The organism is Rhizobium sp. NPDC090275, assembly GCF_044772225.1.
Lineage (GTDB): Bacteria > Pseudomonadota > Alphaproteobacteria > Rhizobiales > Rhizobiaceae > Rhizobium.
Genome location: NZ_JBIVYL010000001.1, coordinates 685761 through 705297, shown reverse-complemented (window position 1 = coordinate 705297; position 19537 = coordinate 685761). Strand labels below are relative to the sequence as shown.

Annotated in this window: 18 protein-coding genes and 1 tRNA gene; 6 read left to right on the top strand and 13 right to left on the bottom strand. The window is 62.2% G+C overall.

Features of this window, described 5'->3' with window-relative positions:
- The first annotated feature begins 86 nt into the window (after nt 1-86).
- The gene (locus ACIQUB_RS03365) at nt 87-1271 is read left to right on the top strand and encodes an MFS transporter (protein WP_047505548.1); all 1185 of its coding nucleotides are present in this window, start codon (nt 87-89) and stop codon (nt 1269-1271) included.
- Between the two features lie 280 nt (nt 1272-1551).
- Here the strand turns inward: ACIQUB_RS03365 and ACIQUB_RS03360 are convergent.
- The 7 genes from ACIQUB_RS03360 to ACIQUB_RS03330 form a co-directional block, all read right to left on the bottom strand.
- Nucleotides 1552-1627 (bottom strand) — tRNA-Lys (locus ACIQUB_RS03360).
- 123 nt (nt 1628-1750) lie between these two features.
- Nucleotides 1751-2662 carry a PhzF family phenazine biosynthesis protein gene (locus tag ACIQUB_RS03355; RefSeq protein ID WP_113239496.1) on the bottom strand — a complete coding sequence of 304 codons (912 nt, stop codon included), beginning with the start codon at nt 2660-2662 and terminating at the stop codon, nt 1751-1753.
- Nucleotides 2663-2727: 65 nt separating this feature from the next.
- Entirely contained in the window at nt 2728-3468 is a 741-nt protein-coding gene (locus ACIQUB_RS03350) for an NUDIX hydrolase (RefSeq protein WP_402928669.1), read from the bottom strand.
- Between the two features lie 11 nt (nt 3469-3479).
- Nucleotides 3480-4589, bottom strand: a complete 1110-nt coding sequence (locus tag ACIQUB_RS03345) for an endonuclease/exonuclease/phosphatase family protein (RefSeq protein WP_113239494.1) — start codon at nt 4587-4589, stop codon at nt 3480-3482.
- A 70-nt stretch (nt 4590-4659) separates the two neighbouring features.
- Entirely contained in the window at nt 4660-5688 is a 1029-nt protein-coding gene (locus tag ACIQUB_RS03340) for an ABC transporter ATP-binding protein (protein ID WP_113239493.1), read from the bottom strand.
- Nucleotides 5676-7370: an iron ABC transporter permease gene (locus tag ACIQUB_RS03335; RefSeq protein WP_113239492.1), complete on the bottom strand. Its 1695-nt coding sequence runs from the start codon at nt 7368-7370 to the stop codon at nt 5676-5678. Before ACIQUB_RS03335 ends, ACIQUB_RS03340 begins: the two co-directional genes overlap by 13 nt.
- A 10-nt stretch (nt 7371-7380) precedes the next feature.
- The gene (locus ACIQUB_RS03330) at nt 7381-8358 is read right to left on the bottom strand and encodes an ABC transporter substrate-binding protein (protein WP_113239491.1); all 978 of its coding nucleotides are present in this window, start codon (nt 8356-8358) and stop codon (nt 7381-7383) included.
- Nucleotides 8359-8526: 168 nt separating this feature from the next.
- On the opposite strand from ACIQUB_RS03330, the gene ACIQUB_RS03325 reads away from it, so the two are divergent.
- Nucleotides 8527-9585, top strand: a complete 1059-nt coding sequence (locus ACIQUB_RS03325; protein WP_113239490.1) for an aldo/keto reductase — start codon at nt 8527-8529, stop codon at nt 9583-9585.
- Between the two features lie 19 nt (nt 9586-9604).
- Here the strand turns inward: ACIQUB_RS03325 and ACIQUB_RS03320 are convergent, their stop codons facing one another.
- On the bottom strand, nt 9605-10828 hold the full coding sequence (locus ACIQUB_RS03320; RefSeq protein ID WP_113239489.1) for a PLP-dependent aminotransferase family protein: 1224 nt from the start codon (nt 10826-10828) through the stop codon (nt 9605-9607).
- A gap of 201 nt (nt 10829-11029) precedes the next feature.
- Here ACIQUB_RS03320 and ACIQUB_RS03315 point away from each other — a divergent pair, with 201 nt between their 5' ends.
- Nucleotides 11030-12130, top strand: coding sequence for a branched-chain amino acid aminotransferase (locus tag ACIQUB_RS03315; RefSeq protein WP_047505567.1), 1101 nt, complete (start codon nt 11030-11032; stop codon nt 12128-12130).
- A gap of 74 nt (nt 12131-12204) precedes the next feature.
- Here the strand turns inward: ACIQUB_RS03315 and ACIQUB_RS03310 are convergent, their stop codons facing one another.
- Entirely contained in the window at nt 12205-12696 is a 492-nt protein-coding gene (locus ACIQUB_RS03310; protein WP_113239488.1) for a YidB family protein, read from the bottom strand.
- A 143-nt stretch (nt 12697-12839) separates the two neighbouring features.
- On the opposite strand from ACIQUB_RS03310, the gene ACIQUB_RS03305 reads away from it, so the two are divergent.
- Together ACIQUB_RS03305 and ACIQUB_RS03300 are read left to right on the top strand one after the other, a co-directional pair.
- Complete coding sequence (locus ACIQUB_RS03305; protein ID WP_018900339.1) at nt 12840-13097, top strand: GlsB/YeaQ/YmgE family stress response membrane protein; 258 nt, start codon at nt 12840-12842, stop codon at nt 13095-13097.
- A 111-nt stretch (nt 13098-13208) separates the two neighbouring features.
- Nucleotides 13209-13796, top strand: coding sequence for a class I SAM-dependent methyltransferase (locus tag ACIQUB_RS03300; protein WP_113239487.1), 588 nt, complete (start codon nt 13209-13211; stop codon nt 13794-13796).
- Nucleotides 13797-13874: 78 nt separating this feature from the next.
- Here the strand turns inward: ACIQUB_RS03300 and ilvC are convergent, their stop codons facing one another.
- The 3 genes from ilvC to ACIQUB_RS03285 all read right to left on the bottom strand — a co-directional run bounded on the left by ilvC (nt 13875) and on the right by ACIQUB_RS03285 (nt 16630).
- Nucleotides 13875-14894, bottom strand: a complete 1020-nt coding sequence (gene ilvC / locus ACIQUB_RS03295; protein WP_018900336.1) for a ketol-acid reductoisomerase — start codon at nt 14892-14894, stop codon at nt 13875-13877.
- 59 nt (nt 14895-14953) lie between these two features.
- Nucleotides 14954-15607 carry a TetR/AcrR family transcriptional regulator C-terminal domain-containing protein gene (locus ACIQUB_RS03290; RefSeq protein ID WP_037178795.1) on the bottom strand — a complete coding sequence of 218 codons (654 nt, stop codon included), beginning with the start codon at nt 15605-15607 and terminating at the stop codon, nt 14954-14956.
- Nucleotides 15608-15727: 120 nt separating this feature from the next.
- Nucleotides 15728-16630, bottom strand: a complete 903-nt coding sequence (locus ACIQUB_RS03285; protein WP_113236534.1) for an AraC family transcriptional regulator — start codon at nt 16628-16630, stop codon at nt 15728-15730.
- 201 nt (nt 16631-16831) lie between these two features.
- On the opposite strand from ACIQUB_RS03285, the gene ACIQUB_RS03280 reads away from it, so the two are divergent.
- Nucleotides 16832-17878 (top strand): NAD(P)-dependent alcohol dehydrogenase, encoded by a 1047-nt coding sequence (locus tag ACIQUB_RS03280; protein ID WP_113236533.1) that lies wholly within the window; start codon nt 16832-16834, stop codon nt 17876-17878.
- Nucleotides 17879-18030: 152 nt separating this feature from the next.
- Here the strand turns inward: ACIQUB_RS03280 and ACIQUB_RS03275 are convergent, their stop codons facing one another.
- Complete coding sequence (locus ACIQUB_RS03275; protein WP_113236532.1) at nt 18031-19293, bottom strand: NAD(P)/FAD-dependent oxidoreductase; 1263 nt, start codon at nt 19291-19293, stop codon at nt 18031-18033.
- Nucleotides 19294-19537 lie beyond the last annotated feature (244 nt).

The following is a 19537-nucleotide window of genomic DNA, read 5'->3' as shown; positions in this document are numbered from 1 at the left end:
ATCATGTTTATTTTTGATTGTGTCGGCGAAATCCCAAACTAGGATATTGCCAGCGCCGATCTGCGCATACCCACCTGGAGACACCAATGCAGCTCGCGCCGCAGCACCGAATCTATGTCTGTTTCTTCCTTTTCGCGGTATCGATGGGCGCCCTGCTTGCCCGCATGCCGGACTTGCAGCTGGCGCTCGGCGTCGATCGTTCGGAACTGGGCCTGACGCTGATCGGAGCGGCCGTGGGTGCGCTGACGGCGCTCACATTCGCCTCCCCCATCATCGAGCGCCTGGGCGCCCGCACGACGGCCTTCATCACCGTGCTCGGCACATCGGCGCTGATCGCAACGGTGCCGTGGATGGCAAGCGCTCCCCTGGTGTTCTGCATCCTCATTCTCGAGGGCCTGCTGGCCGGCTCGCTGGAAATCAACCTCAATGTCGAGATCGACCGCATCGAGGCGCAACTCGGTCGCGGCGTGATGAACCGGGCGCACGGCTTCTGGAGCCTCGGCTTCTTCCTCACGGCACTTGCCGCATCGGGCATCCGCCAGGCAGGTGTGCCGATGCATATCCATCTCGGTATCACCTTCGCCTTCGTGCTCATCGTCGGCACCTGGGTCATCTCGGGCATGCGCAATGCGCCCGCGCGCGTCACGCACCATGAAGAAGCGAAAGCGCCGTTGATCGCGCTGCCGACGGCAGGCCTGCTGCCGCTCTGCGGCATCGGCATCGCCGCCTTCCTGATCGAGGGCGCCGGCATCGACTGGTCGGCGATCTACATGCGCGACGTCTTCAATTCCGAACCCTTCATCGGCGGACTGGGCCTCACCTCGTTCACCTTCTTCATGGCGGCCGCCCGTCTGCTGGTCGACCCACAGGTCGATCGTTTTGGCGCGCGCGCGGTGGCAACGGTTCTGCTGGTGCTGGCGGCGGCCGGCGTCATCGCCGTCTGGGCGGCACCGCATCCCTTCGTGGCATTGCTCGGCTTTGGCCTCATGGGCGCCGGCTGCAGCGCTGTCTATCCCCTCAGCGTCTCGGCGGCCGCACAGCGCACCGATCGCCCGTCCCACGTCAATGTCGCGGCCGTGGCGCAGATGTCCTTCGTGGTGTTCTTCTTGGCGCCGCCGCTGCTCGGCTTCATCGCCGACCATGCCGGCATGCGCATCGCCTACCTCATCTGCCTGCCGCTGATCATCTACGCGCTCCTGTCGATCAAGTCGCTGCCCAGCCGCAGACGTGCCGACCAGCCGACCGATGCGAGCGCCGGAAGCGCGGCCTAAATAACGACGGCAAGTTCGGAAAACGAATTTTCGCGACCGCCGATGGCGTTCGCGAGGGCACAGTGAATCGTTGAGCCGGCAAATCATGCACTGCGAAAAAATCCCGATTCGAATCGGGCTGGAACATGCTTTTCAGCATGGCCAGAGATCGCGCGACCGTTGTGATTCGGGCGGTTGAACGAAGATCAAAAACCGTCGGATAAAGTGCAGGCCCCGCCTTCCCGGCGGCACTCGCCGAAGCGAGTGTTGCATCTGCAATACTTTGATTTCTTTGAAAGAATGGTGGGTGATGTAGGGCTCGAACCTACGACCCGCTGATTAAGAGTCAGCTGCTCTACCAACTGAGCTAATCACCCGTCCGCGCTGTGTTGCGTGGTGTGAGAGGGCGTATAAACAGGATCGTTCGGCTTGTCTAGCGCCCTTCCGAAAATTCTTTCAACAAACGCGATTTTTTTGTGCGTTGCCGAAATCCAATGAAATCAAAGGTCCAGCGTACCGGTCGCAAGCCGCACCGCCTGGCCGCCGATCCGGGCGTTGGAAATCGCTCCGCCTTCGATATCCATATGCAGGTGGATAAAGGACGGCCGCCCCATCTCCACGCCCTGCTCGATCATGACGTCGTGATGACCATCCGGAAGCCGGTCGAAATGATGGATCGCACCTGACAGTGCCGCCGCCGCCGATCCCGTTGCCGGGTCCTCGACGATCCCCATCCCGCTCGCAAACATCCGCGTATGGAACTTCGCGACGTGGTTCACACCACCGCGACAATAGATGTAGGCGGAAGCCAAGGCCCCATCGACGAAGGGCACGGTCGCTTCCCAAAGCTGCGGATCGAAATCCAGCCGCTCGGCCACGCCGATATCGCGTACGGGAATAAGCAGGAACGGCACGCCGGCCGACCAAAGCGAGGGAACGTGATTCTCGAAGCCGATCTCGCTCGTCTTCAGCGACAGCGCCTTGCCGATACCGATCCTATCAAGCGGCATGGTGATCTGCTGCGATTTGCGCGGCAGGTCGAATTCCGCGAAGCTCGCCTCGCCCTCGTTCAGCCGCACCGCGCAGCGAACCGGGCCGATATTCTCTTCCAGCACCGAAACAAGATCGATGGTCGCGCCGCCATGGATGCGTTCCGCGAGCGCGATCGCGGTTCCAACGGTCGGATGCCCGGCGAATGGCAGTTCCCGGCCCGGCGTGAAAATGCGGATCTTGGCGACATGGGCGGGATTGCCGGATGCCTGCACGAAGACCGTCTCGGAAAGGTTCAGTTCCTTGGCGATGGATTGCATCGCCTCGTCGCTCAGATCGTCGCCATCGAAGATGACCGCCAGCGGGTTGCCCGTCAGCTTGCGATTGGTGAATACGTCATAGACGCTGTAGCTTCGCGCCACATCGGCCTCCTTGTATCGATCCTCGTGTCGCCAACCTGCCCGACCGCTTGAGCGAGCGCAAGGCGTTAGGTGAGCGAAGACTTATGGAAGTACCAGTCGATGACGGGCAGCATCGCGAAGTTATAGGAATAGGCCTCCGGATCAGCCGAGCGGATGGCAACCGCGCCCGCGATTTCCTTGTCGTCGGCAACCAGCATGTGCGCATGGATCCTCTCGACGATCTCGTCGGCCGTCAGGTCGAATCGGAACATCCTGAGCACGGTGACCGTGCGCCGATGATAGGTCGCGAAATATCCTTCGCCGGCCTGCGCATCGCGAAGGTCGAGACCGGTTTCTTCCAGAACCTCGCGGCGCATGTTGTGCTCCAGATCGCAGCGCCCGTCGAACGTATCCTCAGGTTCCAGCGAACCCGCCGCGAAATAGACCTGCCCGGGATTGGCCGTATGCGCCCCCATGCGGATCGCCACCAGCGCTCCATCGCTGCTTTCGATGACGGGATAGGCGAAAAGATGGATGCCGCCCTGCCGCTCCGGCTGCCGGCGCCAATACATGAAGGTGGAGAAGGGAATCATGTGCCCCTCGCCCACAAGGCCCTCGCTCGTCAGCGCCAGCCGCTTCTGGAAAATCATCCTGCCATCGAAAAGATGCGAATTGGCCGCCGTCTCGCTGACCCAGTTCTCAGCGATCGCCTCGCGATTGGAGCTGTAGAACGGATGATCACCCGCTAGAACCCTGAGATCGACGCCCGCGATCGGAAACACCGTGCGCAGCTCCGGCCAGCCGACGAAATCCTCTGAAAAATCCATCTCAAATCCATTCATGTCAAATCGAGTTCCATCACGACAGGGCAATGATCCGACGCCTTCGGCCGGTCCCAGCCGGTGCGGGGATAACGCTCGACCTCTTGGCCCGGCGGAAACACCGTGCGGAAGGGCTGACCGTTGCGAATGATCTCGGGCAGCCGTCCGGCATTGGTCTTAGCCAGCGCTGGCGACAGCCAGATGTAATCGAGCTGGCACAGCCACTGCTCCTCCGGTCCGCGCGCATGATAAAGCGTCCAGCGATCGAGAGGATCGCGGCGGCGCACGACGTTCTCCGCGAAGCCGCCGCGGCTGAATTCGTCGAGCGCGCTCTCGCTCTCGTCCTGATGTTTGAACGAATAGCCCGTCCGCCGCCGCCCGATCACGTCGACGCGCTCCTGGTAGTCGTTCATGTCGCCGCAGATGACGAAGCGCTTGCCGTCGGTGTGACCGGCCCCGAATCGACCCTCGATAATCCCCCGCACCGCTTTCGCCTCGGCTCGACGAACCGGCATCGTGTAGCGCCGACCGTCGACCCCCTCGCGCGGCCCGCCCATCGACTTGAAGTGCACGACGTAAAGCGTCACCGGCACGCCGCCGATCCTGAGATCGAGCTCGAGGCAATCGCGCTTGAAGATCTTGTCGTCGAGATGGGCGTGTTCCGCGAGCTCGTCGTTGAAGAGATCAAGATCGCGATAGGTGGCCGTCGCATGGCTCTTGATCTCGACGAGCTCGATCTTCTGTCCGTCGCGTGTCTCCTCGCGCATTAGCACGGCGACGTCGATGCCGCGGCTGTCATTGCCCTCCACCAGATATTTCTGCCGGTAGCCGTTGCCGACCATGCGGAACAGATAGCCGTATTCGAAGGCCTGCAGCGCCTCCATGTTGTCGATTTCCTGCAGGCAGAGGATATCGGCATCCGCGTCGGCAATCGCCAGCGCCGTCATCTGCCTGGTATCGTCGGTGGACGCGATCACCCGCGCCTGTTCCAGCTGCTGGTAGACGCCTTCGTTGTGAACCTCGAAGAGCTTGATCACCCGGTCCTGGCGCAGCTGGTTTCGAAATCCGGTGAAGTCGAACCGCGTCATGAGGTTTTCGACGTTGAAGGTGGCAATGCGTAGCGACATCAGGCACTTCCGGTTGGCATTGCGCCAACACTAGAGAGCAAATGCCGCTTCGGAAAGCCCGCTTCGCCGATCACAGTCGCCAGGCGCCGCGCACGATGGCCCGGACTTCACCGCCGACGACAAGCTTCGACCGGCTGAAGGCCCTGAGGATCTGCCCATCCGCAAGCCTGAGCCGCGCCGCGTAGCGCTCGCCTTCATAGAGCACGGATTCGACCGTCGCCGCGATCCCCTCGCCGCCGAGAATGACATCCTCCTGCCGCACCAGAATATCCGACCGCGAGGCCGAACCACCCGCACCCGCAAACAGCGGCTCAACCGCCACCCAATCGAGCTGTCGCGTATCACCATCAGGAGACTTCAGCGAAACGATCGCTCCTCGGCCGATCAACCCGCCAACAACGCGCCCTTCGGGACGCGCATAGATCTCATCCGGCGGCGCGACCTGCAGCAGCTGCCCTTCCGACATCACCGCGACATCGGTCGCCAGCGCCATCGCCTCGCTCTGGTCGTGCGTGACGTAGACCATCGTCGCGCCGGAACGCTGGTGGAATTCGCGAAACGTCTCCTCCATCTCCTGCTTCAGGTGCCGGTCGAGATTGGCAAGCGGCTCGTCGAGCAGCACCACGTCGGGCGACGTCACGAGGCAGCGCGCCAAAGCCACGCGCTGCCGCTGCCCGCCCGAGAGATCGGCCGGCCGCCGCTCCGCATAGGCTTCGAGCCTCACGGTCGATAGCGCCTCTCCCACCTTTTTACGATAGGCCTCCCCCGAGATACCGCGCACCTTGAGGGGATAGCCGACATTGTCGGCAACGCTCATATGCGGCCACAGCGCATAGGACTGGAACACCATGGCCATGTTGCGCTTTTCCGGCGGCAGCGATTGCGAGGCGTCGGCGAGCATCCGTTCGCCGAGATGCAGCGACCCGTCCGTCGGCGTCTCGAAGCCGGCGATCATTCTGAGCACCGTCGTCTTGCCGCAGCCGGACGGCCCGAGCAGCGCCAGGAAGCCGCCTTCGCGCACGTCGATCGAAAGGTTGGAGACAGCGGCACGGCCGGTACCGAAATCCTTGGCGACGCGATTGAGGATCAGTTTCGCCACGGCACAACTCCCTTCGGCAGCCGCTTTGCCATCAGTTCCAGAAGCAGCATCATGAAAACGACCATGAGAACGACGAGCACCGACAGCGCCGAAGCGAGATCGGAGCTGCCGCTGTCATCGAGATTGTAGATGGCGACGCCGAGCGTCTGCGTGCCCGCCGACCAGAGCAGCGCCGAGATGGTGAGCTCGTTGCAGGCAATCAGGAAGACAAGGATCACCGAGGCCCCGGCCGCCGGCGCAATCAGCGGCACAATGATATCCCTCAGCCGTCGAAAGAACCCTGCCCCCGACAGCCGCGCCGCCTCTTCCAGCGCCGGATCGAGCTGGTGGAAGGCGCTGACCACTGGCTTGAGGCTGACGGCGAAGAAGCTCGAGAGGTAGGCGATCAGGATGATCCAGACCGTGCCATAGATCGTCACGTTGATCAGCGGGATGGGTGCCGCGAAGACCAGGATGAACGACACCGCGACGACAATCCCCGGCAGCGAATACGGGATCTCGATGACACTGGCGACGACGCGCCCGAGCAGGTCCCTGCGCCGCGTCAGCGCATAGGCGGTGAGCACGGTCACCACAAGGAGCCACAAGGCGGTTCCCGCCGCCAGTGACAGCGAATTGACGAAAGCCGTCCGCGTCACCGCCTGTTTGAACAGGATCTCGGAGAAGGCATGGAAGGTCATCGTCTTGAAGGTCAAGGGCACGCCATAGGCCGGCACCAGTGCGCCTGCGAGCAGCGCGAAGAAGGGTGCGGCGAGCATGAAGAAGATGACGATCCAGAGCAGCGGCGCAAACAGCATCTTCCAGTATCCGAGCTCGAAAGTGGCGGTCGCACCCGAGAGACCGAGCACGCGATAATCGCGCCCGCGCAGCGCCCGGTCCTGGATGGCGAGCCCGGCCACCGAGATGATCGCGATGATCGCCGAGAGCAGCGCGACATCGCCGAAGGTGCGGCTTGTGAAGGCCGAGAACTTGGTGAAGATCAGCGTCGGCAGCGTATAGATCGAGGCAGGGATGCCGAGAATGGCCGGAATGCCGAAATTGCCGGTGCAGGACACGAAAGAGATCGCCGCGCCCGCGATGATCCCCGGCAGCGACAGCGGCAGGATGATGTCGCGAAACACCCGGAAACTGGAAGCGCCCGAAAGACGCGCCGCCTCGACCCCGTCGCGCGGCAGCGACATCAGGCTCGCCCGCAGCGCCAGATAGACCAGCGGCGCATGCTGCACGCCGTAAAGCAGCGCAATGCCGCCGATCGAATAGAGCGGCTGCGGCGAACCCAGCGGCGGCGCGATATGCAGCGCCTTCAAAAGCGGGCTCGACGGCCCCGACATCTGCACCCAGGCAAGTGCAGTCACCTGCGGCGGGATCATCATCGGCAGCACGAAGAGGAAGCTGACCAGTCCCTTGGCCCTGATATCCGTGAGCGTCAGCAGGAAAGCGAAGGCGCAGCCGATCGCAAGCGAGATGATCGTGCCGAGGACGGCAGTGACCAGCGTGTAGTAGGTCGCCGACCAGAGCGCCGGATCGGACAGAACCGCGATCGCGCCGCCATTGGCGAGTGCGGCAACACCCGTCATCGCCAGCCGCGCCAGCGGCAGCACGCTGAGAATGAGAACGATCAGAACGATAAAAGGAAACAGCCAGACGGGCTGGCTGTTTCCGGGACGCACATATCCGTACATCGAGATGAGATCAGTTCGAGCCGTAGATGCCCGAGAAGGTCTTCAGGTCGGCATCGGTGTTCTTGAGCGCGGCGGCAGCGTTGATCGGCAGCACCTTGATCGTGTCGCGTGCCGGGAAGCCTTCCGGAAGCTTCATGCCGTTGCGAGCAGGGATGTAGCCGAGCTTGACGAAGCCTTCCTGGCCCTTTTCCGAGAGCACGTAATCGACGAACTTCTTGGCGGCGTCGGCGTTCTTGGCGCTGGCAAGGATGCCGACCGGCTCGGTCACGGCAGATACGCCTTCGCTCGGGAAGACGAACTCGACCGGCGCGCCCTTGGCCTTTTCGCGGATCGGCATGTAGTCGACGATCATGCCGTAAGCCTTCTCACCCGAAGCGACGGCCTTGAGGATGCCGCCGTTACCGCCGGCAGCGGTCGCACCGTTTGCGGCCAGATCCTTGTAGAAGTCCCAACCGAGGCCATCGACGCCGGCAAGCGTCTGCGCATGGATGAGTGCGGCACCCGAGGTCAGCGGGCTCGGCATGGTGACGAGGCCCTTGGCTTCCGGCTTCGTCAGGTCCTTCCAGCTCGTCGGCTTCAGCGAGGCCGACGTGTTGTAGATGATGCCTGTCGTGATCAGCTTGGTCGAATAGTAGTAGCCGTCGGCGTCGTAGAGCGCGGCGTCGTAGTTGGCGGCTTCAGGCGACTTGTAGGCCATCAGCTTGCCGGCTTCCTTGAGGCGCTCCAGCGTCACGGTGTCGGCGATCAGGAGAACGTCGGCAACAGGATTGCCGGCCTCGATTTCGGCCTGCAGCTTGGCCATGATCTTCGGCGTACCGTCGCGCACCCAGTCGACCTTGATATCGGGGTTGGCGGCCATGAAGCCATCGACGGTTGCCTGCGCATCCTCGTTCGGCTGGCTGGTGTAGAGCACCAGGTTTTCGGCGAATGCCGGGATGGCGAACAGGCTTGCAGCGAGAAGGGCTGCGGCGGAAACGATGGTCTTCATGGATAATGCCCTCGGTGATGGAAGGCCCGTTCCTTAGACATCTGGATTAACACGATTGTGACAGTTGGCATTCGCGTTTGCGGGGCCGCCTGCCCCTTGACCCCATCACCTCACCCCTATCTTCTAGCCCGCGTTTTGATTTTCGATTTCGGGACAGGAGGAAGTCTTATGGAATATCGTCAATTGGGCCGTTCGGGCCTCAGGGTTTCCACACTCACCATGGGCACCATGACCTTCGGCGGCAAGGGCTGGGCAAAGACCGTGGGCGACCTCGGCGTCTCGGAAGCCCGTCGCTTGGTCGACATGTGCATCGACGCCGGCGTCAACCTGATCGATACGGCAGACGTCTATTCGGCCGGCGCCTCGGAGGAAATCATCGGCGAGATCCTCAGCGGCGTCAGGAAGAACGGCACGCTGATCGCCACCAAGGCACGCTTCCCGATGGGCGAAGGCCCCAACGACGCCGGCAATTCGCGCTACCACCTGATCAGCGCCTGCGAAGCCAGCCTCAAGCGCATGAAGACCGATGTGATCGACCTCTACCAGGTGCACGAATGGGACGGCCAGACGCCGCTCGAGGAAACGCTGGAGGCGCTGGATACGCTCGTGAAGCAGGGCAAGGTCCGCTATGTCGGCTGCTCCAATTTCTCCGGCTGGCACATCATGAAGGCGCTGGGGATCAGCGAACGCGAGCACCGCGAGCGCTTCGTCAGCCAACAGATCCACTACACGCTGGAAGCCCGCGACGCCGAATTCGAACTGCTGCCGATCAGCCTCGACCAGGGGTTGGGCGTGCTCGTCTGGAGCCCGCTCGCCGGCGGTCTTCTGTCGGGCAAGCATCGCCGCAATCAGGCGGCACCCGAAGGCACCCGCCAGTTCGCCGGCTGGACCGAGCCGCCGATCCGCGACGAGGACCGCCTGTGGAATATCGTGGAGACGCTGGTATCGGTCGCCGAAAGCCGCAACGTCTCGGCAGCCCAGGTGGCGCTCGCCTGGCTGCTCGGTCGCCAGGCGGTGACGTCGGTCATCATCGGCGGGCGCACGGAAGCGCAGTTCAAGGATAATCTCGCGGCGGCCGACCTGAAACTCTCGGCCGAAGAGCGCAAGCGGCTCGACGATGTCAGCCTGCCGCAGCTGCTCTATCCTTACTGGCACCAGCGCAACACCGCCAGCGACAGGCTTGGCGAGGCCGACCTATCCCTGCTCGGCCCGCACCTCAATCAATAACACCGAAACGGTCGGCGGCTCAGTGGCCGCCGATCTCGCCCGCGATCAGCTTTCCAAGCCGCGCGATGCCTTCCTCGATCTTCTCCTCGTTGCTCGACGAGAAGCTCATGCGCAAGGTGTTCTCGCCCGAACCATCTGCAAAGAAGGCGCGGCCGGGAACGAATGCCACCTTGACGGTCTCAATCGATTTCGCGAGCAGCTTCGCCCCATCCATCCCCTTCGGCAGCGTCACCCAGACGAACATACCGCCCTCGGGCTTCGTCCAGCTCACGCCCTCAGGCATATGCTTTTCGAGCGCAGACAGCATCGCGTCGCGACGCTTGCTGTAGGCCGCCTTGATCTTGGCGACCTGAGCGTCGAAGCCCTTGCGCGCCACCTCGGCAATGGCGATCTGGTTGATCGTCGAGGAATGCAGGTCGGCCGCCTGCTTCATCAGCACCAACTTGCGGATGACAGGCGCGTTGGCGACGATGAAGCCGACGCGCAGGCCGGGCGCCAGCGTCTTGGAGAACGATCCGCAGTAGATCGTCCTTGTCTTGTCGACATCGCCCTTCTCGGCGATCTCGAGCGACAGGATCGGCGCTATCGCCTCGCCGTCATAGCGCAGCGACTGATAGGCCGCGTCCTCGATGATGGCGATGTCCATCTCGTCGGCGAGCTTGATCAGCTTCTGGCGGCCCGCAAGGTCGACGGTCTCGCCGGTCGGATTGGAAAAGTCGGCGGAGAGATAGGCGAACTTCACCTTGCCGCCGGCTTCCTTGGCCTGCGCCTGGTAGGACGCCGGCGTGCGGTTGCCGTTGGGCGTCAGCTGGTCATAGGCGGGCTCATAGGCATTGAATGCCTGCAGCGCGCCGAGATAGGTCGGCCACGTCACCAGCGCCGTGTCGTTGGGCGAAAGGAACAGCTTGCCGAGATAATCCAGCCCCTGCTGCGAACCGGACACGATGAAGACGTTGTCGAGGCCGCAGGCAATCCCGAGCTTGCCCATCTCGCTCACCAGCCATTCGCGCAGCGGCTTGTAGCCTTCGCTCACCGAATACTGCAGCGCCGAGTTGACCGCCGTGCTGTCGAAGATATCAGAATAGGCCTGCTTGAACTCCTTGTCCGGAAACAGCGCTGGATCGGGAATTCCGCCCGCGAACGAAATGATGTCGGGCTGGTCGAGAAGCTTCAGGAGTTCGCGGATTTCCGAAGCGCGCATGCGCGACGAGCGGGTTGCAAAGATGTTTTCCCAATTCAGCATGGGGTTTCCTCGAAATTTTTTGTCTTTACTGGACAAGACCACGCAATAAATGATAAGTCAACATTACTGACCTATTTGTTTGCTACCATGACAATTTTCAGGTCTTTTAATGCGAAAGCCGGCGAAATCGGCCTTTGCAAAGCATAGGCTGCGGCAGTAGTGTCGCCGCCGAAATCAAACAGGCTATGAAGGTGCCAGGAAATGACCGCGTCGTCGAATACTCCCGAAATTAAGATCGAATTCCATACCTCGCCGGTCTCCGACGCGGACCGCATCAAGGCCCTGGAAACGCCCGGCTTCGGCAAGGTCTTCACCGATCACATGGTGCTGGCGAAATGGACATCGGACAAGGGCTGGCACGATGCAAAGGTCACCCCGCGCCGCCCGCTGGAACTCGATCCGGCCAGCGCCGTCCTGCACTACGCCCAGGAAATCTTCGAGGGCATGAAGGCCTACAAGGCCGATGACGGCCGCATCCTTCTCTTCCGCCCGGAACAGAACGCCAGCCGCTTCAACCAGTCGGCCGAGCGCATGGCCATGCCGCCGGTGCCCGAAGACCTGTTCCTCAAGGCGGTCGAAGAACTTGTCCGTATCGACAAGAACTGGATCCCGTCGGGCGACGGCAGCCTCTATCTGCGTCCCTTCATGTTCGCCAACGAGGCCTTCCTCGGCGTGCGCCCGGCGCAGGAATATATCTTCTGCGTCATCGCTTCGCCTGTTGGTGCCTACTTCAAGGGCGGCGCCAAGGCCGTATCGCTCTGGGTCGAGACCGAATACACGCGCGCTGCCGCCGGCGGCACGGGTGCCGCGAAATGCGGCGGCAACTATGCAGCCAGCCTGGTCGCCCAGGCTGAGGCCGCCAAGAAGGAGTGCGATCAGGTCGTGTTCCTCGATGCGGCCGAGCATCGCTGGGTCGAAGAACTCGGCGGCATGAACGTCTTCTTCGTGATGAACGACGGCACCGTCGTCACCCCGCCGCTTGGCGGCACGATCCTGCCGGGCATCACCCGCGCCTCGGTCATCGTTCTCGCCGAAGAAAAGGGCCTCAAGGTCGAGCAGCGCCCCTACTCTTTCGCGGAGTGGCAGGCTGATGCGGCCAGCGGCAAGCTGGTCGAAGCCTTTGCCTGCGGCACCGCCGCCGTGCTCGCCGGCATCGGCCTCGTCCGCCACGCCGGCGGCGAGTTCAAGGTCGGTAACGGTGAGACCGGCAAGCTGACGACGGAACTGCGCAACGAGCTGGTCGGCCTGCAGAAGGGCGTCACCAACGACCAGCGCGGCTGGACCCGCCGCATCATGGCGTAAGCCACCGGAAATTTCCGATCACGACGAAAGGCCGGCAAGGTTTCCACCTTAGCCGGCGTTTTCATGTCTGATGATCAGGAGCGCAGAAGTGCCGCAATCTGCGCCTGGCTCGGGATCTGCCCCTGCGGCGTCAGCTTGTCGACGACCCCGGGGAGAACCTTGGAAAGCTGGCTTAGCAGCTCTTGCTCGCTGATCCCGGCCTGACGCGCCAGATCGCTGATCGTCTGCGAGCCGAGCGCACTTTCCAGGTTACCGGGCGCGATCGGCTGGTTCTGCCCGGGCTTCACCCAGGAATCGGCAACCGACCCCTGCCCGGCTTCGGCCAGCTTGCCGAGCAATCCGCCCAAACCGCCGAGCCCACCCAGGCTGCCCGCCAAGCCACCGAGATTGCCAAGCAGCCCACCATCGTCGGCGCCGGCATTGGCTTGCTGGTTCGGCTGTTGTGGCTGTTCCGGCTCGCTCTTGCCACCGGCGCCAAGCAGCTTGCCGACGAGAAGCGCGCCGAGCGCGATCATGATCGGCTTCGAGATGTTCCCACCGGGAACGGCGTCATCAAACAATCCCATGTCATTCTCCTTCGGTGTTGTTTTGAAACGAAGAGCAAAAACACAACATGAGGCCCGGCCGAGCCTTGAATTCCGCCATGACAACTTTAGCTGATGCTGAAAGATGGTCGGATTGTCCGCCCATTCAAGGAGGGGAAAGCAAGATGTCTGTCATCGGGTGGATTATTCTCGGGCTGATCGCCGGCTTCATCGGTAGCAAGATCGTCAACAAGACCGGTTCCGGTATGCTGATGGACATCGTGCTGGGCATCGTCGGCGCCATCGTCGGCGGCGTCATCTTCACCTTCTTCGGCGCCTCCGGCGTCACCGGCTTCAACATCTACAGCCTCGTCGTATCAGTCATCGGCGCTGTCGTCGTGCTGTGGCTGTATCATGCCGTCAGCGGCCGCCGGTCGGTGTGACGCAGACGCTTCGAACTGGGACGGAGCGTTCCGCCGTGCGTGGAGCGCCGCAACGTTTTATATATACGTTTTGCAATATGCTTTGCCTCCCATCTGACGAGGCAAGGCATCATGTCCGACGAACCCACCTCATCCTTCTACAGAGACAACGCCGCGACCTACGCCGCGCGTGAGAGAACGCTGCCGATCCGCCGTCTCGATGCCTTTCTCTCGAAATTGGAACCGGGTGCAGCCGTTCTGGAACTTGGCTGCGGCGCCGGCCAGGACAGCGCCTACATGCTGTCCAAGGGCTTCGACGTTACCCCGACAGACGGCTCCGCGGAGCTTGCAAGCGAGGCCGAAACTCGGCTCGGTCGCCCGGTCGAGATCATGCGCTTCGAGGAACTGGACGAGGACGAGGCCTTTGACGGGGTCTGGGCCGAGGCGAGCCTGCTGCATGTGCCGCGCGCGCAGCTGCCCGATGTCTTCGCCCGTATCCTGCGCGCACTGAAGCCCGGCGGCCACTTCCACGCCACCTTCAAGGCCGGCGACGACGAGGGACACGACGGCTTCGGCCGCTATTACAACTACCTGTCCGCCGAACTTCTGTCCGATCTGTTGAGCGCAGCCGGCTGGCACAGCGTCGTCATCAGCGAGGGAGACGGCAGCGGCTACGACGGCAAGCCGACACGCTGGCTGTCGATGCGCGCGCAAAACTAAAAGGCCGGCGCTTTCGCACCGGCCTCTCATTTCAGCAAACGTGGCTGGCCAAGACGTCGGCCAGCCTGTTGCCATCGATTAGTTGACAGCCTTGTCGACGAGCTTGTTCTTGCCGATCCAAGGCATCATGCCGCGCAGCTTGGCGCCGACTTCTTCGATCGGATGCTCGTCGTTGACGCGGCGGATACCCTTGAAGCGGGCAGCGCCGGCACGGTATTCCTGCATCCAATCCGAGGTGAACTTGCCGGTCTGGATGTCCTTGAGGACACGCTTCATCTCGGCCTTGGTTTCTTCGGTGATGATGCGCGGGCCGGTGACGTATTCGCCCCACTCAGCGGTGTTCGAGATCGAGTAGTTCATGTTGGCGATACCGCCTTCATAGATCAGGTCGACGATGAGCTTCACTTCGTGCAGGCACTCGAAGTAGGCCATTTCAGGCGCGTAGCCAGCTTCCGTCAGCGTTTCGAAGCCGGCGCGGATCAGCTCGACGAGACCGCCGCACAGAACGACCTGTTCGCCGAAGAGGTCCGTTTCGCACTCTTCGCGGAAGTTGGTTTCGATGATGCCCGAACGGCCACCGCCGACGCCGCAAGCGTAGGAGAGAGCGAGTTCAAGAGCGTTGCCCGAAGCGTTCTGGTGAACGGCAACGAGGCAGGGAACGCCGCCGCCCTTCTGGTATTCGCCGCGAACCGTGTGGCCCGGGCCCTTCGGCGCAATCATGACGACGTCGAGCGAAGCCTTCGGCTCGATCAGGCCGAAGTGAACGTTGAGGCCGTGTGCGAATGCGATGGCAGCGCCGTCGCGGATGTTGCCGGCGATGTCGGCCTTGTAGATGTCGGCCTGCAGTTCGTCAGGCGTCGCCATCATGATCAGGTCGCCCCACTTGGCGGCGTCGGCAACGGTCATGACCTTGAAGCCGTCGGCTTCTGCCTTCTTGATGGTCGGCGAACCGGCCTTCAGCGCGATGGCGACGTTGGCAGCACCGCTGTCCTTCAGGTTCAGCGCGTGGGCGCGACCCTGGGAGCCGTAGCCGACGATGACGACGTTCTTGGACTTGATGAGGTTGAGGTCTGCATCACGATCGTAATAGACGCGCATTTGAATTGTCCTTCCCTTTGCTTGTCTTGTAGACTGTCAGTATTCGGTAAAACTTGTCGTCAGACGACGGCCGGCATGTCGGCCAGCGCCTTCTCCGTCCCGTAGAGCCGGAGGAAGGCGGTCACCGCCTTTTCCGCCTGGCGCGCGGTATCCGTAACGCCCGTGGTGTCTCCAAGCAGCATGCGCACATGCAGGTCGGAAACGATCAGGCCGTAGAGTGTGTGATAGGCTTCGTCGGCATCGTTGAAGCGCAGCAGCCCTGCCCGCTTGCCGGAATCGATCAGTCCCATGGCGCGGCGGTCGATCTGCCGGCGGCCGCGCTCGAGCAAGAGCTTGCCGAGCTTCGAGCCGTCGCGCGGCGACTGGCCGATCGCCAGCCGGTTCAGCGCCAACGATACGTCACCGGCCAGAACCTCAAGCAGATCGCGCGAGAAGATCACGAGATGGTCGTGGAGGCTGGCCGATGTCAGCCGCTCGCCGTTGCGCTCGAAGGTGCGTACCTTGCTCGCCTGGTAGGCGATCATCGCCGACAGCAGGCCGTCGCGGTCGCCAAACCACTTGTAGAGGCTTTCCTTGGAGCAATTGGCGGCGCGCGCCACGCCCGATGTCGTCAGCGCCTTTTCGCCGCCATCCACGAGCAACCGCAGCGCCTGCTCCAGAACGGCGTTCTGGCGCGGCGAAAATTCGCTGGGCTCCAAGTTTTCGACAGACACGGCATTCGCTCCCGATAAGTACCGTACGGTACGGTTCGTGAGCGCTTATCGCCTAGAAGCACTCTCTCGTCAAGAGCCCGCAAAAGGCAGAAGCATAAATTTTCGGCGTGCCGCGCTTGTTTATTCGGCAGCGTTCAACACGGCATCCACATCGCGCGCCGGCGACATTCCGTATAGACGGCTATATTCGCGGCTGAACTGTGACGGGCTCTGATATCCGACGCGGTGGCCGGCGGTGCCGGCATCCAGCCGCTCGATCAGCATCAGACGCCGCGCTTCGTGGAGCCGGATCTGCTTCTGATACTGCACCGGCGTCATCGCGGTGATCGACTTGAAGTGATGATGGAACGACGAGACGCTCATGTTGACGTGCTCGGCCAGCTCCTCGATGCGCAGTGTCCGCGCGAAATTTTCGCGCAGCCAGGCAATGGCGCGGGCGATCCGGTTGCCCTGCCTGTCGGCGATCGCAATATCGATCAGCTGGTCGCCGGCTGGGCCAGTCAGGATGCGATAGAGGATTTCCTGCTCGATCAGCGGCGCCATCGCCGGGATATCCGCCGGACTATCAAGCAAGCGCAGAAGCCGCACCGCCGCATCGAGAAGCTCCGGCGTCGCGACGTTGACGACGATGCCGCGTTGGCCGGAGGGAGGTGTCGCGCTGCGCTGTATGGTCGAGCGGCTGAGCAAATGCAGCAGCTTCTCGCTGTTGATCGCAAGCGTGATGCAAAGGTGCGGAACCTCGGCGCTTGCCTCCACCACCCGCCACGTGACCGGCAAGTCGACCGATGTCAGAAGATAGTCGCCCGCTCCGTAATTGATGGTGTCTGTCCCAAGCTGCAGGCTTTTCGCGCCTTGAATGACCATGGCGAAACATGGGCGATAACTGCTGTGACAAGGTGCACTCGGCGTCGCGCGGCGGCTGATCCCCAACCCTTCTATACCGGTCTGCACGTCTCCGTCGCCCGTCGCGAAGCGACCCGCGATCGACACGATCTCCTGGTAGCGGTTAAACAGCAAGCTCATCAGGCGCACTTTCAGGTGAGAACGGCATCATCGCCGTGTTGAAGGCCTATTTAGAATGGAATTGCCGCTTCGCAAATAGATCGACCTGAGACTTTTGCAGGATCGTGCAAGAACCGAAGAGGATCGCTCTAACGCTTATTGCTGCGTTGCGGCATAAATGCCGCCGTCCGAACCACCCCTCTAAATATATGGAGTTTTCCCATGGCTATCGCAAAAGGCTATGCTGCTACAGACGCCTCCAAGCCGCTGACGCCGTTCACCTTCGAGCGTCGGGAACCGAATGCGGACGACGTCGTCATCGACATCAAGTTTGCAGGCATCTGCCACTCCGACATTCACACCGTTCGCAACGAATGGCAGAATGCCGTTTACCCGATCGTACCAGGCCACGAGATCGCCGGGATCGTTTCGGCCGTCGGTGCCAACGTCACAAAGTTCAAGGTCGGCGACCACGTCGGCGTCGGTTGCTTCGTCGATAGCTGCGTCGGCTGCGCAACCCGTGACCTCGACAACGAGCAGTATATGCCCGGCCTCGTCCAGACCTACAATGGCGTCGAAGCAGACGGCAAGACGGCAACCCAGGGCGGCTATTCCGACTCGATCGTCGTCAAGGAAGGCTACGTCCTGTCGATCCCGGATAACCTGCCACTCGACGCGTCGGCACCGCTGCTGTGTGCCGGCATCACGCTCTACTCGCCGCTCGCACACTGGAAGGCCGGCCCCGGCAAGAAGGTCGCGATCGTCGGCATGGGCGGCCTTGGCCACATGGGCGTGAAAATCGGTTCGGCCATGGGTGCGGACATCACCGTTCTCTCGCAGACGCTTTCGAAGAAGGAAGACGGCCTGCGCCTCGGCGCCAAGGAATACTATGCGACCTCGGACGCATCGACCTTCGAAAAGCTCGCCGGCACCTTCGACCTGATCATCTGCACGGCTGGCGTCGCCATCGACTGGAACGCCTATCTGAACCTGCTGAAGGTCGACGGCTCGATGGTCATCGTCGGTGCGCCGGAGCATGCCATCCCGGTTCACGCCTTCTCGTTGATCCCAGGCCGCAAGAGCCTGTCCGGCTCGATGATCGGCTCGATCAAGGAAACCCAGGAAATGCTGGATTTCTGCGGCAAGCACAACATCGTCTCGGAAATCGAGAAGATCAATATCCAGGACGTCAACGAAGCCTACGAGCGCGTTCTGAAGAGCGACGTTCGTTACCGCTTCGTCATCGACATCGCCTCGCTGGCTGCCTGATCCAACGGATAGCGGCCTCGTCCGCTCCATCAGCCGAGAACCGAAGCCCCTGTCATCCGACAGGGGCTTTTTCGTTGCCGTTGCACGAAACAGAAAAGCCCCCGGTTCGCACCGGAGGCTTTCGAACGGTCTTCGCGATAGCCCGACGAGGCTTACTTCTCGTCCGCGATGGTCTCGCGCTGCGTGATCAGGCGGGCGCTGTGCTGGCCGCTGAGGAAGATCCACAGCCAGCTCCAGGCGACCGAAAAGCGCGAGCGCGTGCCGATCAGGAAGTAGATGTGGGCGATACCCCAGATCCACCAGGCGAGCCCGCCCTTGAGCTTGATCTTGCCGAAATCGGCGATCGCGGCACTCCGGCCGATCGTCGCCAGGCTTCCCTGGTGCCTGTACTTGAAGGCCGGCGGCGTCTTGCCCTTCATCCGTGCGTGAATGACCTTGGCGACAAAGGCGCCCTGCTGCTTGGCGGCGGGCGCGACACCCGGCACCGGCGCGCCGCTCTCCTGCGTCACCGAGGCGGTGTCGCCGATGACGAAGACATCGGGCAGACCCGGCGCCGTCAGATCCTTCTCGACGATCGCGCGTCCTGCGCGGTCAGCCGGGATGCCCAGCCACTTCGCGGCCGGCGATGCCTGAACGCCGGCAGCCCAGCTGATCGTCCGGCTCGGGATGAATTCGTCACCGATCTGCACACCTTCGGCCGTGCATTCGGTAACAGGCTTTCCAAGCCGCACCTCGACGCCAAGATCGTTGAGCGCCTTCAAGGCGTATTCGGACAGCTCAGGCACAAAGGTCGGTAGGACACGCGGACCGGCTTCCACCAGGATGACCTTGGCCTTGCGCGTGTCTATATTGCGGAACTCTCTCGGCAGCGTCTTGTGCGCGAGTTCGGCGATGATGCCCGCAAGCTCCACGCCGGTCGGGCCGGCGCCGATGATGATGAACGTCAGGCATGCATCGCGCCCGGCCGGATCGCGTGCGGTCTCCGCCCTTTCGAAGGCCAGAAGCACGCGGCGGCGGATCGTCGTCGCGTCCTCGAGCGTCTTCAGGCCCTGCGCCACCGGCGCCCAGTCGTCGCGACCGAAATATGCATGGGTCGCGCCCGTGGCGAGCACCAGCGTATCGTATTTCAGGACGTTGCCATCGCGCAGCGTGACCGACTTTGTGGCGGTTTCGACGCCCGAGACATCGCCGAGCAGTGTCGTCACTTCGGGGCGGTCGCTATAGAGATGGCGGATCGGCCAGGCGATCTCGGAGGTCGACAAAATCGTTGTGGCGACTTGATATAGCAGGGGTTGGAACAGATGGTGATTGCGCCGATCGACGAGCGTAATGCGGACACCAGCGCCTTTAAGGTCGTTTACGAGTTGCAGCCCTCCGAAGCCTCCTCCAACAACGACGACGTGATGATCAGCCATAAGTTACCCTTTTGGTAATTTGCATAAGAATTGACCAATGTCATCGAACCTACCCCCGTTTCAACCACCGTTTCAGCATAGCTAACCTGCGTTGGCGGGCCTGCGACCAATCAGCGCGCGGGCAAAGGCGGCGCCATTCGCGATCCCAAATGCGGCATTTGCCCAGGCAAGAGAACGGGATCGGCTGGCAATTTCGCCCGTTATTTGCATGATGCTCCGCCAAGCGGGAGACCGCCAGAAGAAC